The organism is Clostridium yunnanense, from assembly GCF_016595795.1.
Taxonomy (GTDB): Bacteria; Bacillota; Clostridia; order Clostridiales; family Clostridiaceae; genus Clostridium_AR; species Clostridium_AR yunnanense.
In genome coordinates this window covers 104632-121150 of sequence record NZ_JAENHN010000028.1, presented here as the reverse complement: position 1 = coordinate 121150, position 16519 = coordinate 104632, and the positions used below count along the sequence as shown (strand labels likewise).

Annotated in this window: 14 protein-coding genes; 4 read left to right on the top strand and 10 right to left on the bottom strand. The window is 30.5% G+C overall.

Going from position 1 to position 16519, the window contains the following annotated elements:
* Positions 1–450: 450 nt before the first annotated feature.
* The 4 genes from JHL18_RS09925 to JHL18_RS09910 all read right to left on the bottom strand — a co-directional run bounded on the left by JHL18_RS09925 (position 451) and on the right by JHL18_RS09910 (position 6254).
* Entirely contained in the window at positions 451–2772 is a 2322-nt protein-coding gene (locus JHL18_RS09925) for an SH3 domain-containing protein (RefSeq protein ID WP_200268649.1), read from the bottom strand.
* Positions 2773–2986: 214 nt separating this feature from the next.
* Positions 2987–4003, bottom strand: a complete 1017-nt coding sequence (locus JHL18_RS09920) for a dienelactone hydrolase family protein (protein WP_200268647.1) — start codon at positions 4001–4003, stop codon at positions 2987–2989.
* A gap of 132 nt (positions 4004–4135) precedes the next feature.
* Entirely contained in the window at positions 4136–5272 is a 1137-nt protein-coding gene (locus tag JHL18_RS09915; RefSeq protein ID WP_243277852.1) for an amidase domain-containing protein, read from the bottom strand.
* A 115-nt stretch (positions 5273–5387) separates the two neighbouring features.
* Complete coding sequence (locus JHL18_RS09910; protein WP_420839219.1) at positions 5388–6254, bottom strand: M15 family metallopeptidase; 867 nt, start codon at positions 6252–6254, stop codon at positions 5388–5390.
* Positions 6255–6772: 518 nt separating this feature from the next.
* Here JHL18_RS09910 and JHL18_RS09905 point away from each other — a divergent pair.
* Entirely contained in the window at positions 6773–7291 is a 519-nt protein-coding gene (locus tag JHL18_RS09905; protein ID WP_200268643.1) for a hypothetical protein, read from the top strand.
* Positions 7292–7400: 109 nt separating this feature from the next.
* Here JHL18_RS09905 and ltaE read toward each other — a convergent pair whose 3' ends face one another.
* The gene (gene ltaE, locus JHL18_RS09900; protein WP_200268641.1) at positions 7401–8444 is read right to left on the bottom strand and encodes a low-specificity L-threonine aldolase; all 1044 of its coding nucleotides are present in this window, start codon (positions 8442–8444) and stop codon (positions 7401–7403) included.
* 205 nt (positions 8445–8649) lie between these two features.
* Between ltaE and JHL18_RS09895 the strand changes: the two genes are divergently transcribed.
* Together JHL18_RS09895 and mgrA are read left to right on the top strand one after the other, a co-directional pair.
* Complete coding sequence (locus tag JHL18_RS09895) at positions 8650–8910, top strand: thioredoxin family protein (RefSeq protein WP_183279473.1); 261 nt, start codon at positions 8650–8652, stop codon at positions 8908–8910.
* A 307-nt stretch (positions 8911–9217) separates the two neighbouring features.
* Positions 9218–10210: an L-glyceraldehyde 3-phosphate reductase gene (mgrA, locus tag JHL18_RS09890; protein WP_200268639.1), complete on the top strand. Its 993-nt coding sequence runs from the start codon at positions 9218–9220 to the stop codon at positions 10208–10210.
* A 154-nt stretch (positions 10211–10364) separates the two neighbouring features.
* Here the strand turns inward: mgrA and JHL18_RS09885 are convergent, their stop codons facing one another.
* From JHL18_RS09885 to JHL18_RS09865, 5 genes are all read right to left on the bottom strand, one after another.
* A complete protein-coding gene (locus JHL18_RS09885; protein WP_200268637.1) occupies positions 10365–11441 on the bottom strand; it encodes an ABC transporter permease in 1077 nt (358 codons plus the stop codon).
* A gap of 2 nt (positions 11442–11443) precedes the next feature.
* Positions 11444–12580, bottom strand: a complete 1137-nt coding sequence (locus tag JHL18_RS09880) for an ABC transporter permease (protein WP_200268635.1) — start codon at positions 12578–12580, stop codon at positions 11444–11446.
* Positions 12581–12582: 2 nt separating this feature from the next.
* On the bottom strand, positions 12583–13527 hold the full coding sequence (locus JHL18_RS09875; RefSeq protein ID WP_200268633.1) for an ABC transporter ATP-binding protein: 945 nt from the start codon (positions 13525–13527) through the stop codon (positions 12583–12585).
* Positions 13528–13847: 320 nt separating this feature from the next.
* Positions 13848–14504: a response regulator transcription factor gene (locus JHL18_RS09870; protein WP_200268631.1), complete on the bottom strand. Its 657-nt coding sequence runs from the start codon at positions 14502–14504 to the stop codon at positions 13848–13850.
* Between the two features lie 21 nt (positions 14505–14525).
* The gene (locus JHL18_RS09865) at positions 14526–15689 is read right to left on the bottom strand and encodes a sensor histidine kinase (protein WP_200268629.1); all 1164 of its coding nucleotides are present in this window, start codon (positions 15687–15689) and stop codon (positions 14526–14528) included.
* A 313-nt stretch (positions 15690–16002) separates the two neighbouring features.
* Between JHL18_RS09865 and JHL18_RS09860 the strand changes: the two genes are divergently transcribed.
* The gene (locus tag JHL18_RS09860) at positions 16003–16479 is read left to right on the top strand and encodes a Dps family protein (protein WP_200268627.1); all 477 of its coding nucleotides are present in this window, start codon (positions 16003–16005) and stop codon (positions 16477–16479) included.
* Positions 16480–16519 lie beyond the last annotated feature (40 nt).

Here is a 16519-nt window from a genome sequence, read left to right as displayed (position 1 = left end):
TCCTCCTCTAAAAATTTAAGCTTTAGACCCATTAACCTTGATTAATACGTCTATAATCATTGTTTTAAGCTAAGCTTAGCTTAACCTAAGAAAGTTTTAAGTTTTTTAAATTTTTATATATACTATATTGTTGCTTAAAAAAAATTAAGTATTCATTTACGTGTTGGCTACTTTACACGTAATTACCTATTTCCAAAAACTAAATTTAAAATTATTATGTTAGACACCCAATAAATCCATCAAATTTTTAGGTTTACCATACATAAAGTTTTTATATTTTTCTACAGAAAAGAACAATCTTTTTTAATTATACTTTGTGGATCTCTTGTATTCATGACTTATTCCTATACAAAAAAAGTTACTCATAACTTAATATGAATAACTTCTTAATTTTTAAAAAAATATTTAATTTCACAACAATTTTCAAACATAAAACTAATAAAAACTTAGCTAATTTATTATTCTTCTTACTCTTCCAATCTTATTCCATGGTACCTCTACAACTCTTACAAAACTCTTAGAGTTTGGAGCCTCTATCCATTTTCCATCCCCCACATACATACCTACATGGCTTATGTCAGAATAGAATAATAAATCTCCTGGCTTAACTTCATCTTTGCTTACTTCTTTACCATTATTAATTTGATCGTAAGTAGTTCTTCCTATATTAATTCCTGCTTGTTTAAATCCCCATTGCATAAGGCCAGAACAATCAAAGGCTTTGTAACCTTTATTAATAAATTGCACAGGTACACTATCATACATTCCTCTAGTAGCTTGACTAGGAAATGCTTTCTTAAGTAGGTCAATAAGACTTGAGGTAATTTCTTGTCCATAACCTCCATATATATAAGGAGTTCCTATCTGATTCTTTAACACATTATATACCTCTTGGAATTCATTGTTTGTAATAACATTTCCTGGTACATTTGTTTCAGAAACTACTTTTGCATAAGCCTTACTCACATATCCAGTCTTTCCATTGAAGTCTATGTTGAACCAATCACCTGAACTACCCAATATCTTAAATGTTTGATTAGGAAGTATATATGCAACTACACTTGAATCACTACTTGCTTTACTTCTTAATCTAAGATTCGTTGTAACGTTATAAACCATACCAGTTTGAACTGTTACTTGTGGGATTTGTGGCGTTTGTGGTTGCTGTGTTGTAGGAACCTGAGTTGTTGGTGGTTGCACTATAGGTGCATTTTGAGAATCCGTTGGCTTTTGTCCAGTAGTGCTATTAGATGTTTCTGTAACTTTTACATACTGCTTATTCACATAACCAGTTCTGTTAGCAACCTGTATATAGTACCAATCTCCACTAACTTCTTTAATATCAATAGCTTGTCCGTTATACAAGTATCCAATAATTGCTGAACTTGTATTAGCACTCTGTCTTATTCTTAAAGTAGTGCTTATATTTATAACTTGTCCTTTGGAAGGTTTCTCTACCGTACTTGTCGGTTGATTATTTTGTTGGTTTGTGTTTGATTGATTGGTATTATTGCTTGTATTTTGATTATTATTAGCTGGAGTACTTGTCTCAGTAGTAGCGCTAATTTCCTTAACATAATCCTTATGAACATACCCAAGCTTATCATTAAGTTTTATATAGTACCAGTCTCCGCTTTTTTCTTTTATATCAAAGGTTTGTCCATTATTCAAATATCCTATTACAGCTGATCCTATATTAGCTAGTTGTCTCATTCTCAAACTAGTACTTACATTTATAACTTGACCTTTAGCTTGAGTAGTAGTTGTCTGTACTGTTGAAGTCTGAGTAACTGCTGAAACATTACTATTAGTAGACGCTGGCGCTAATACTACAACAGTTGTAGTCGGTGTTTCCTTCACATAATCTTTGTGGATGTATCCTAACTTTCCATCTATATTTATGTAATACCAATCACCTGCTACTCCTTTTATATCAAATGTTTGCCCATTATTTAGATATGATATAACTGGAGAATCTGTTGAAGCACTTTGCCTCATTCTGAGATTAGTACTGACATTTACAACTTGTCCCTTTTCCGAACTAGCTTGCTTTATCTCAGTAATATTACCACTGCTCTTTGTTGTATTGTTTACACCAATTGCTCTCCCAATAATAGAGTATATTCTTTGACCATATGTCTCTCCAGAATTTAATGCTTCTTCAAAAGAACTGTAAGCTGTTGTATCGTATCCTGGACACGCCCACTTGCCACCTAATTCTTCCAAGCTCTTCGCACTACCTCTCGTAACAAGCTGAAATCTTGGATCTACTTTTTCATTTTTTAATGGTTCTGTTGATGCGTAAGCCTTTAGATGTTGAACTTGTGCTCTAAGTCCTTCTCTTACATCCTTAAACTTACTACGACTTTGATCTGTGCCTATAGCACCTATTCCAGCAAAATTATTGTCTTCTGCAGTAACTATTCCTTTTCCATCATTATATCTAAAGTATCCAGTCTCTAAAAAAGCCTGGGCTACCACTATATCTCCTCTTACACCCTCTGCTTGAGCCTCCTCATAAGCAATGTTAACAAAGTCATCTATAGAAACAGATAATTGATAATTACTTATTTTTGAAGACTTAAAGTAATTTATCATTTGTTCTTTGCTTGCCTCTGAGCTTCCCATAATATTATGGTAGCTTACGGAATTAACTTGAGCTTTTTGAACTTGAGTTTGTTCTGTAGCATGAACGTATTGATTTGTAAATCCAATAGTAGATGCTATTGCAGATGTAGCTAGTAACAACTGTAATATCTTTTTTCTATTCAACTGATTGTCCCCCCATTAATAACATTTATTACCCTTTATATATGTGCCAAAATACCACTAATTATGAAATTTTCGAGCATATATAAAGATAAATATGCTGCAAAACTATGATGAATTTTATTACTTCTTATTCAATTATAACTTATAAAGAAATATTTGTGTCCAATTTATGAAAAAAAGTAGTAATTTTAACCATAAAATTTCATATTTAACTTTAATCTTCATTAAAAAAGAAATCTTTATCCAGTTTTAACTTCTTTTTCACTTGTTTTAAGCTAATTTTATCAGCAATATTTACTTTATATAAAATATATTGAGCTAATAGTATTTCAAAAGGTAACCAGCTTCCATGGGTCATAGGCAGTATATATCTAGATGCTCCTCTCATTTCTCTAAGAAGCGACATTCTGCTACCAATAGGGATAACCTCATCCAACAATGCATCTATAATAGTTACTCTTTCTTTTTTCAGATTACTTGCGTAGGATAGTGGGTCAATTTTAAAAAGTGGATGTATCTCATCATTGTTAATCAGCTCATTTAATGACATAGCTCTAACACTTGGTAATTGTCTCTCATAAGTTTCAAACAATCTTTCTTTATCGTATAAATAGTGTATATCTCTATGATCCTCTTTAAATAATTTTCTTGCAAAACCTGCTGCTGGTGATTGATGTATTATCTTGGGAAAGTAACCTCCTGTAGTCATAAACATAACTTGATCTATCCTTTTATCTAAGGAAGCCACAATTGATGAAAGCATTCCGCCAAGACAATACCCCATTATACAGTTATTTTGGGTCCACACCTTCTTTTGTTCTAGATAATCAATTGTACTCATAACATCTACTACAGCATGCTGCCAAAACTTATACATTACTCTTATCTCTGGATACAGAAAGCTTCTTCCACTTACTGAATCATTTTCAACTCTTGTATAGTTTCCAGGTATTACTGGTATTGAGCAGTAAACTCCTGCTGATGCTAAATGGGCACCCATCCAAAGTAAAAACTTTATATTCCTGCTACCGAGCCCATGTAAAAGAATAGCAGAAGCTTTTACTTCTTTCTTAGGTTCAAAGTTATATACTTCTACAGTTTCAGTTCCAGGTGCTGGAGAGCTATATAAGGTTTTAAATCTTGTATAATTAGCTCTATAGTTGCTTCCTTTTAATATATATCCTTCAACACATTTTATAGTTTTTTTATTATAGTCAAAATCTATCCTCATTATAAAATCAACTCTACTTAAAAAATATTTTACATACCATTTATATGAATCATCATAATAATAGGTTCATTTATATCAGCATAAATGAACCTATTATTAATCAACTGTATAATCTTGTTACGATTACTTATTTTAATAATGCACTCTTACAAGCCAGTATTTTATCTTTTTATCACTCCAACCTAAATCCCAAGGAACATTGTTTCTATCGCTATTGTGGCAAGTAACTAATGCATATCCTTTAGAATCAGCTCCAGTGACAACTGAAATATGATTTATGTCTCCCTTTTTTTCATATGCAACAAAATCTCCTGGGAGCAATTTATAAGATGCTTTATATACCTTTTCGTAGCTTCCATATGCTATAACCGAAGCTCTTCCGCTTCCAACCATATAGTTTTTAAATCCATCAGCATTCAGCCAAGCTCTTGTAGCACCACTACTATCATATCCCCAAGCTCCATTCTTTTTAAATTTGCCACCTTCATATAGTATCTGCGATGCAAAGTTCGCGCAATCTCCTCCTTCTGGATTATAGTCTCTATATTTGTTGTTATACTTGAATCCAAATATCTCTTCACTTGCTGCTCCACAATATCTAAATGCATACTCCATAGCGCCTTTTCTTCTTTCATTTATGGAAGATAGATCTTTTGCTGGTTGAGAAAGTATATGTGTCTTTATAGAGTCCACCTTAAGCTTTTCTAAATCCAAAGAGTCTCCAAAAGGATCTTTATACCACTCCTTATTTATAATCCACCTATCTTCTAACTTTGCTAAGCTCATTATATGATAGGTGCCTATCCTAAAGCTGTTCACTATATCAGGTTCATTGTCATAAATATACTTGTATTCAGTAGAACAAATAAAGCTAATAGAGGCTTTATCCTGATCACCTCTTACTTTTTTTACAACCACCTTTGGAACTATTTCTACAAACTTAGCACCTTGCTTTTCTTGCCAATTATGAAGATATTGATCTTTTTTCTGTTCATACTCGTAAGCCCAGGTTCCAAACTTTGTTTTTGTATCATATAACTCCTTAACTAAATTCATGTTACCATCTATTATTGCTTTGTTTCTATTATTAAAAATATCCTGTACTATTGTGGTTGCTTCTTCTTTTGTAATTGGCTTAGCAACTTCCTTAACAATAGGTTCAGCACTAACTTGCCTTATACTAAAACAAGAACTAAGAATTGTAAGAACCAAAAATAAACTGGATATCTTTATAATCATCTGTTTCTCATAACATATTTTCTTTAGCATTATAAAACCACCTTTTACACTAATATTTAAGTGATTTAAAAATATAGATTTATCATTCCGTCCTTAGTTCTTATCATAAGACTTGATGATACTTTTTATACATTGCAGAATATATTTATAAACTTTTTTCTATCATATCTATAAAGGACTTTATGTTTTCATCATTAGTTGGTACCTTTCCCCACCAGTTATCAAACTTCTCATCTTTACTACCAAAATATTTTGCTTTAATTATAATCTCCGGTCTATACTCGTAGTGAAGTATATCAAAATGTCTCCACTTTCCTCCCCATATAAAGTTATTGGCTTCAAATATCTTAGGTATCTCCTTTGTATATCCTTTTATTCTCTTATCTCCTTGTTCTAAAGAAGCCCATTGCCAGTAGTCTCTTGAGTCTCTATTAAGATCTATTGCAATACCAAAAGCATGAGGACTTAATCTTCCTGTTCCAGCTATTATTCTATAATTATAAGTTCCGTTGAATGGATATATATCTGAGGCTGCCTTACCATTAGACTTAGTTAATTCATTAAGTGACTTTATAACGGTATTTAGGTTTCTTGCAGCATCATTTTGTACATTAAACTGCATTCCTCCTGCCACTGACTTTAAATTTTTTTCTATTTCACCTTTACTATGCCCATATACATCATGTAATAATTCATAAACTCTCATTCTTCCTGGGTCAAATTTATCTGCTACAACACCATCTATTGATTCAAGTGGATAAATCTGTTCAAGCATATCTTGGAGATCTGGATTCGCTAACTTTTGCTCAAAAGTTTTTTGTTTTTTATCATCATAAATGATTTTCTTCCCTGACTTCATAACTATATACACATTTTCATTATTTTTTTCCACTCCTGTTATGTAAGCAGGATATGCCATCATGAGAGTTAGTAAATCTTGCTTCATTGTTATATTATAATCAGATTCTTTTATTTTAGCTCTCGCTTCATAGGAAAACAGTAAACAAACCATTAATATTACTGGAATTATCTTTTTTTTCATGAACTTCATCACCCCTACTAAATATTTAAAGTAGTCTTAATCTTTTAATTTAAGACCATTATTGAAATTTAACCTTTACTAATGAAGATATTATATAAGTAAGCTATTAAAATTCATTAGTATAGATAAACCAGTTCGAAGTGAAATATATATTTCATAGTCCTATCACATTAATATTTAACAGAAATATCACTTAGTTTTACTAGATTGAACTGGATTATCTATATATAAATGAAAGTCTTAATGTTATATTCTTTAACATTAAGACTTTCATTTATATATTTTCCACATAATAAATTCATATGTGTAGGTATATTTACCACAGTTTCCAAGGCATATTTTTTTAATACAAGTTAATTATAAAGCCCTAAAATTATATTTATATTTTCGTATATTTATTAGTGTTTATATATTAATTATTAAAGTTTTTTGTAACCAATATATTAAATATTCTTTATATAATATTACCTAATTAAGGAGGTGAAAAATTGTTTAGATTAAAAGGACATAAGATACCTTTATACCTTTTCTGTGTTTTTCTAATTATTCGAATAGCCTTACTTATACTAGAACTATCATATGGACTCAAGTTATTAGGTTTATATAGCATAGATATTATAAACTTTTGTACACTAATAAGTTCACTCGTAGCTGCAAGGAAACGTTGGAAAACTATAGTTTATCCTATATCACTTTCATTGATAGTATTAAATTTAGTAATATTAATGTTTAAGTATGATACCAAGGAAGTTCATATAAAGACACCTGATAATAAAAATACTTTAGTAGTTATGGAAACCTTCAAATTTAGATTAGTTCAATCAGATTTATATAGAAAAAGTTTTGGGGTTTTCAAGAAAAGTTTGCATATTTCTTTTACAGCCAATGAGGCAGATAGACCATTTACAAACAAAGAATATACTTTAACACAAAAAGATAAAAATATTGTACATTTAAAGATTGACGGAACTATGAATAAAGAAGTTGATATTAATTTTGATAAATAAAAAGTAAATAAGATGGACCATTTTTATCTAATGATCCATCTTATCAGTTAAAATTTCATTCCATTTTAATTTAAATTAAAGCTTGAATACTTTATTATGAATTAATATGCTATTTACCACTATTATTCAAAAAGCTATTTAAAGTACTTATAGTATAATCTATATCTTCTTTTGAAACCCAATAATGAGTAACAAATCTTAGTTTCCCACCTTCTTGTCCATTTATTTTTATATTGCTATTATTAAAATGCTTAACTATTTCATCCGATATATCTTTAACTTTATCCATAGTAAAGAAAACCATATTTATATCTAAATTGTCTCTATCTACTTTAATCCCTTCAATCTTTTCAAGTTCATCTGCTAGATACACAGCATTTTCATGATCCTCACTAAGCCTATTAGTCATATCCTTTAAAGCAATTAACCCTGCCGCTGCTAAGAAACCAGCTTGTCTAAGTCCACCACCCATTAATTTTCTCTTTTTTCTAGCCTTATCTATGAATTCCTTATTACCTGCTAGAATAGATCCTACTGGCGCACAAAGCCCCTTTGATAAGCAGAACATTACTGAATCACAATACCTTGTAATCTCTTTGGCTTCTACCTTTAAAAATGCTGCTGCATTAAACAATCTTGCTCCATCTAAGTGAACCTTAAGATTATTTTTCTTTGCTATATGGCTTATTTCTTGTATATAATCTAGGCCTACTACAGCTCCATTTGAATAAGCATTTTCAACACAAATCAATGATGTTTCTGGAAAATGAATATCTTCAGTTCTTATAGTATCTCTTATCTTATCTAAATTCATTCTTCCTCTCTCTGTAGGAAGAGCTCTTAGTTGCACACCTGCTATAACAGCTGCAGCTCCAACTTCATGAGCCACTATATGGCAGTCTTCTCCGAGAATAACTTCTTCTCCTCTTCTACAATGAGTAAAAAGCGCTAATTGATTACCAAAAGTTCCACTTGGCACAAACAATGCCGCTTCCATTCCTACTAGCTCTGCAGCGTATTTTTCAAGTTCATTTACTGTAGGGTCATCACCGTATACATCATCTCCAACCATCGCCTTGAACATAGCCTCTCTCATTGCTTCTGTTGGTTGTGTTACTGTATCACTTCTTAAATCAATAAATTTATTTAACATAGTTTTCCTCCCCAAATACAAAATTGAATATTATTATAGAGTAAGTTATCACTCTTATAAGCCTTACGCACTTATTACAATTAAATTTATATTCTATATTTATTAAAGTTGTATATCTTTAATAATAACACACTATAATATTGATAAAAACTTAAATAGAGAGGTATAATATATAAAAATTACTTATTTAAGGTGGTGAGATTATATGAGACCAGTGCTATTTTTTATGATGAAATCCTGCCCTTACTGCAAACAAGCAATAAACTGGATGAAAGAGCTTGAACAAGAGAATCCAGCATATTCAGATATAGAAATAAAAACTATTGATGAAAACTTAGAACCAGATCTAGCAGATCAGTACGATTATTATTATGTACCAACTTATTATATTAATGGAGAGAAGGTACATGAAGGCGTTGCAACAAAAGAAAAAATAAAGCAAGTATTTGATACTGCATTATTATAGAACATACGATTATTTCACTAGAAAATTCGCTGAAGCCCCTTTCTTCAGCGAACTTTTTTTGCGCATCTGCCTTTCCCAATACATATGAGGAAAAACTGGCAGGCAAGTAAATTTTGTTTTTATTTAAAGACTTTTAGAATTTAAAAATATATTTCGGATTGAAATGGTACAGTCTTAATCTTATTGCCACATGTAAAATATATACTTTATACATACATAATGGTATAATGTAAACATTATCAATAGTGTTTTGCATGTTTAAGCAAAGTTATCTTTTATAAATATTCATATTAAAGGGGGAAAACTCATGGCACATACTCCATCAAACTCAAGATATAATAATATGAAATATAATAGATGTGGGAAAAGCGGTCTAAAGCTACCTGCAATATCTCTTGGTCTATGGCATAACTTCGGTGGCGTAGACACCTTAGAAAACCAAAAAAGATTAATAACCACATCTTTTGATTTAGGAATAACACATTTTGATTTAGCAAATAACTACGGACCACCTCCAGGATCTGCTGAAGAGAACTTTGGAAGAATCCTTCACTCTGAGCTTTCTGGGTATAGAGATGAGCTAGTTATATCTACTAAAGCTGGTTACGGAATGTGGCCAGGCCCTTATGGTGACTGGGGATCAAGGAAATATTTAATATCAAGTTTAGATCAAAGTTTGAAAAGAATGAATTTAGATTATGTTGACATATTCTACTCTCATAGACCAGATCCAAATACTCCTGTTGAAGAAACTATGATGGCTTTAGATCAAGTAGTTAGACAAGGTAAAGCCTTATATGTAGGTATATCAAACTATAGTGCTGAACAAACAGAAAAAGCTTCTAAGATATTGAAAGAACTTGGAACTCCTTGCCTTATTCATCAACCAAGATATTCAATGTTTGATAGATGGATTGAAGACGGACTACAAGAAGTTTTAGAGGAAGAAGGAATAGGCTCTATAGCATTTTGCCCTCTTGCTCAAGGATTATTGACAAATAAATATGTCAACGGAGTTCCTCAAGATTCTAGAGCAGCTAACCCAACTTCTCCGTTCCTAAATTCTGATGCAATAACTGCAGAAAAGGTTGAAAAAATAAAAAAGCTTAATGATATAGCACAAAATAGAAATCAATCTCTTGCTCAGATGTCACTTGCATGGGTTTTAAGAAATGGAAAGGTTACTTCTGCACTTATAGGTGCAAGTAAAACTTCTCAAATAATAGAAAATGTTCAGGTAGTAAATAACCTAGACTTCTCAGAAGAAGAGCTTAGATTAATAGATGAAATCACTAAATAACTTATTTAGATAAGCTTATATTTTTAATTATTATAGATATAATAATACTTATATTGAAAGAACTCTGCTCACAACCCAGCAGAGTTCTTTCAATACCTTTAATACTTAAAGGCCATATCTTTTATTGTTTTAATCCCAATTACTTAAATGAAAACTACGCTATTTTTCTAACTTTAAAGGTTCCAGCAGTAAACAATGCTACTGAGAATAATAATACTATCAAAGCATACTCTGGCTTTTGAGTATTTATTGACTGTATAGCCCAGTATTGAGGGGTAAACTTAGAAAATGCAGTTATAGATTTAGGTAATAATTCATAAGGCATAAAGCTTCCACCGACGAAACAAGTTACTCCAACAATTATCTGCAACGCTACATTAATATAACTCTCTCCTTTTACCATTCTAGTAACAAGGATACCTAAACTTAAAGATACTAATGCTAAACATGTTATATTTAGTATTGCTATAGGGGCTTTTGCAATCATATTATGAGAATTGAATAAAGCACTTAGCATATAAATCGAACTATAAGACACTGCTGATATTATAAACATCGCAGCTAATACAGCTCCAATTATCACTCCTGGTTTATTAGCAGTAGTAAAACTTCTTACTAATATATTCTGCTCACTTAGGTGAAACAATTCCATAGATATACCGATTGAACTAAATAAAGCAAAGCTTATTATTAGGTTAAGAACCATAGTATCTCCCAAGCTATTCTTGTCATTTCCTTTAATAGTGATATTAGAATCTTCATAACTTAATGCTTTTAAACTTACATCTTTATTATTATTCTTAAATTCATTTCTTAGAAGCATATGATTAATGAGTGAATCTGCATTTAATTGAAAATTTCCAAACTCAGAATTATTTTCGGATTTATATGAAAATATCTGTGGTTTTTCTCCCTTTTCCAGTTTAGCTGAAAAGTCTTCAGGTATCTCATAAAATACACTTATGTTTTTATTCTTCAACTTTTTAGTTGCTTCATTCTTATCGCAAACTTCTATCTTAGTATTACTTTGTATCTCTTTAACAAACTCACTTCCATAGCTTCCTTTATCCATGTTAACAACAACACTTTTACTATCAGACCCAATTATATTATTAAATAAAAACCCTAAAGCTAGAATTATGCTAAATGGAATAGCAACTGTCGCTATCATTGTGGTTTTATTTTTAATTAATCTCTTTAAATTACTTTTTAATAATATCAAAAACCTCATGGTTAGTCCTCCCATACAATATTGATTTTAATAAAACTTATAACTAAGAATAGAGCAGCAACCAATAACATAATTATAATCTGGTTTAATGCCCCATAATCTCCACTAACTATAGCTAAGTTTTTGTATGAATTTATTATTAGTGTATTAGGAGAAAAGTTAGATATTACTTTTAAAACACTAGACCCTGTCATATCTATACTATAGAAAACTCCTCCGATCATTAGTTGTAAAGCCGTAGCAGCAGAGATTATTGCGTTGCTTACCTTTTCACTTTTTACAAAAGCTATTATAAAACCTATCACAGATGCTTGAAGCAGGCTTTGAAGAATAACTGTAATCAGTATCCATAATATTGATGTGGTAAAGGCTATTCCTAAAATTCTATTTATTAATATATAGGCTACATTAATAATAAATACAATTATAAAAGATGAACTTAAATATCCAGCTAAATAATTTGTCTTTTTATTAGGAGTTGAAAAGGCTCTTCTCAATATTCCTATTCTCTTTTCTTTATAAAACAGTTTTATTAAAGTAAGCATTATCATAGTGGATGAAAAACTAAATATTGATATTGTGTAATATTCTCTTGAACCTAAAGACTTATATCCTTGTATTATCTTATCTTTAACTGAAGCAACCTTCTGTATTTCCTGCAGTTTACCGATTATATTGTTTGTTAATGCCTTTTTTTCTTGATCATTTGAACTTACACCCTCTATATTCTTATACAATACCTTGTATTGATTAATATTATCAGAAAAAGTTCTCATAAAACTTTGAACCATATCTAGGCTGCTATCTGAACCAGATATCTTTTCTATTTCTATATCGTTGAATGTTTTATCTATAACTACTTTGCACTTTATATCGTCCTTAGCTTCGCTATTTATAAAATTCTTAACCTCTTTTGTACTCAACATCCCCTCTAAAACTTTTCCTTCCAGTGAGGTTTTATCATATTGAAACTCAACCGTTATAGGCTCAAAGGAACTTTTGCCTGAAAATACATCTTCTTGCATTACACCATATACGTATGCCCCAATCATAGGGCAGATTATAAATAGTATAAATATTATCTTGTTTTGTCTAATAAATGATATCAAATTCTTTCTTATCTCTGTCAAAAGATTCATTTTTACTTCTCCTCATCCCTAAGATTCTTGCCTGTAAGTGTTAAGAATACTTCTTCTAAGCTAGGTTCTTCAATTCCTATATTTTTCACTGAAATCTTATACTCTGATATAACCTGAAGTATTTCATTTATAGTCATTACCTCATTACATATTACCTTGATTTCATCGTTTATAACTTCAGTACCTCTTATATTTTGAAGCTTCTTCATTGCAAAAGCCAATTCCTCTAACTTTCCTAAAGCTTTTATCTTGATTACCTTATCACTGGTTACCATTCTCTTTAACTCTTCCTTACTTCCATATGCAACTTCCTTTCCTAAATCTAAGATAAGAATGTTATCACATAGAAGTTCAACTTCTTCCATATAATGAGATGTGTATATGATTGAAGTACTAAAATCTTTATTCATCTTTTTAACAACTTCGAATATATGATTTCTTGATTGTGGGTCTACCCCTACAGTAGGCTCATCCATTATTAGTACTTCTGGGTGATGCATCATAGCTGCTGCGATATTTAATCTCCTCTTCATGCCACCTGAATACTTCTTTACAGGATTCTTCAAGTGATCTTTAAGCGCTGATATCTCTATAGCCTCATCTATTCTTTCCTTAAGAAGTTTACCTTTTAATCCGTAAAGACCTCCCCAGTACTCTAAGTTTTCTTTTGCATTTAAACTTTCGAACAATGCAATTTCTTGAGGTACAAGACCTATTCTTTCTTTAGCCCTAATTGTCTCTTTGCTTATGTCATTTCCACCAATTATAACCTGCCCCTTATCCATCTTTAAAAGTCCAACCATTAGATTTATAAGAGTAGATTTTCCAGCTCCATTAGGTCCAAGTAATCCGAATATCTCACCCTTTTTTATATTAAACGAAACATTGTCTAAAACGAGTTTATCGTTAAATCTCTTTGTTATGTTATTTACCTCTACTATATTCATTTTATAATCCTCCTTATATTGAACAGTTAGACTTCCTTTTATCTTTCAAAGCCAACCTGATTTAATTCTTATCTATGAGTTAATTATATATCGATTCCTACTTATTACATATTAGCCTAGGTCATCATATTGAATGACTTAAGTCATTCATATTTATTCTATTTGATATTTCGAAAACAAATAATACTATGTAGTTTCCTATAAAGTAAAAAAGTCGCTGAAGCGACCTTCTTCAGCGAGCTTTTTTGACGCATCTGCCTTTCCGAATGTATATGAGGAAAATCTGGCAGACGAATAATTTTTATTTTTTTACTTTGAATTTATTTAACCAAATCATTTTTAAAAGCAAATATAGCTATTTGAGTCCTATCTCTTAAAGCTAGTTTAGAAAGAATAGTAGTTATATTATTCTTTATAGTTCCTTCAGTAAGATACATCTTTTCTCCAATTTCTTTATTAGATAATCCATCTGCTATTTCTTCTATTATAGCTAATTCTCTATCTGTTAGCCCCATTTCTTCCTTTAATCTTTCCTTTATCAAAGAATCATCTTTATCATTCTCTTTGACTACAAGCTTAGAAACTATGTCTGGGTGGACAACTATATTTCCTCCAAAAGCCGCTTTTATTCCTCCATATATTAAGTCGTAAGAACTATCCTTCAACAAGTATCCAGATGCACCATTTTTAAGAGCATCCTCAATATATTCACTGTCCTTAAAGGTGGTTAGTATAAGTATCTTTGTATCACCTTTTAATTGATTAATGAGTTTTGTCCCTAATACTCCATCGCAGTTATCCATTCTTATATCCATTAGCACCACATCAACCTCATTTTTCTTACAAAACTCATATGCTATGTAACCATCCTCACACAAGGCCATTACTTCTATATCTTCATAAGTTGAGAGTATTATCTTTAAACCTTCTCTTATTAACTTTTCATCATCTACTATAATTATTTTTATCTTATCCAAATATAAAACCTCCAATATATCTTATACTTCATCTAAACTCAACTTACCTTTGTCCATTGTTACAACAAGTTCAAATCCTTTATTAACCTCAGTGAAATATTCTATAGTTCCTCCCCATACAGAAACTCTTTCTTTTATACTAGCAAGTCCAACACCTGGCACCACATCATCACATCCATTCCCGTTATCTTTTAGATGCAACCTAAGATAATCATCTAAGAAGTTTAAGAACACCCTTATTTCAGTTGCTTTTCCATGTCTAACAGAGTTTGATAAAAATTCTTGGACTATTCTATACATAACCATGGTTTGATCTGAATTTAACTTCCATACATTATCCGACACTCTAAATCTAACCTTTACTGCAGTAAGTTTCTCAAAATTCTTGATCATTTCAGAGATAGCTATTACACCTTCATACTCTTCCAGTTCTCTTGGTTTCATAGCTCTTACTGCAGCTCTCACTCGTTCCATACTTTCTTTAGAGAATTGCCCCAGATTTTTAGCCATTTGACTTGCTGTTTTTCCATCTTTCTCTGATATCTTTTCTATTGCTCCGAGCTGAATTATAATAGTAGCCAATGCATGTCCAACATTATCATGAATCTCTCTTGATACTCTATTTCTTTCCCTTAAAAGTGTTATCTCCTCTATCGTATTTGCATAAGCTTCAAGTTCATTATTAACCTTCTTTAATTCTTCATCTTTTTCCCTTAATTTATCATATAAATCTTGTGCTTCTATTTTTCTATACTCTTCATTCTTAACCTTATCCAAAATTATAATTAAAGGTATCGCTACTATAATCCACCCAAGTATTTTATCTAGGTTTTGGTTGTATAACAAAGTAGCAATAAATAAAGCATAAACTATCCAATATATCTTTTTTAGGTTATATATTATATCTAATAGAGGCAACACAAAAATAAACTCACCAAAGATGCCACCTACACTGAATAACTTATATGCCAAAACAGTTTCAAGAACAATAGATATAATGATATATACATATTTCCTAGGTAATATGAAATATCTTACTTGATTATTTATTATAAATAGTAATAAAAATACTATGTCAAAACCGTCTATTTTATCCCCTTTATTCGAGAAAGCTAATATAAATGTAAAAATATATATGTATCTTAAAAATATTATTGATTTTTCCTGCTCAAATTTACTAGACATATATCCTCCTAAAATTTTCATATTACCTTTATATAGTACAACTTAATGACACTTATAACCAGTATGTTCCATTAACAATTTTAGAAAAACTTGCTGTTATTAAATTAATTATAAAATAGTACTTATTACATTTTTATATAGGCGGTAATTAATTTTCAATTAGTTTTATTAATATTGTTATAAAATTGTCATAAGCAAAAACTATTATTAAGGTTAACTTAATACTAGATTACACAAATATTACGATTACTAAATGGTTATACTTTATTATGACTTCATATAAAAAATTATAATTAATAAGGAGGACTTTTTTATGGGTAAGAATTATATCGGTTTAGAAAAAGATGGATTGGAAACTATAGTTAGAGAATTGAATAAGTATCTTGCAAATTTAAATATTATATATACCAAACTTCATAATCTCCATTGGAACATAAAAGGAGCTGCTTTCTTTGAGCTTCATACAAAGTTTGAAGAATACTACGATAAAATAAATATAGATCTAGATGCTGTTGCAGAAAGAATATTAACTTTAGGTCATACTCCTGCCGCTTCTTTAAAAGAATATCTAAGTCTATCTACAATAGCTGAAAGAGAAAGTAAAGATGTTACACCTGAAGATTCAATAGAAGTTATAAGAAAAGATTTTTCATTATTATTAGAAGCATCAAGAAATATATTAACCATTGCAGATGATGCAAACGACCAAGGTACCGTTGATCTTATGGCAGGGTTTATATCTAAATATGAGAAGGACTTATGGATGTTGACAGCATTTACTAAAAAGTAGCTTTCAGTTTGAAGTGATAAATCTTTAAAAGCACTGCTAA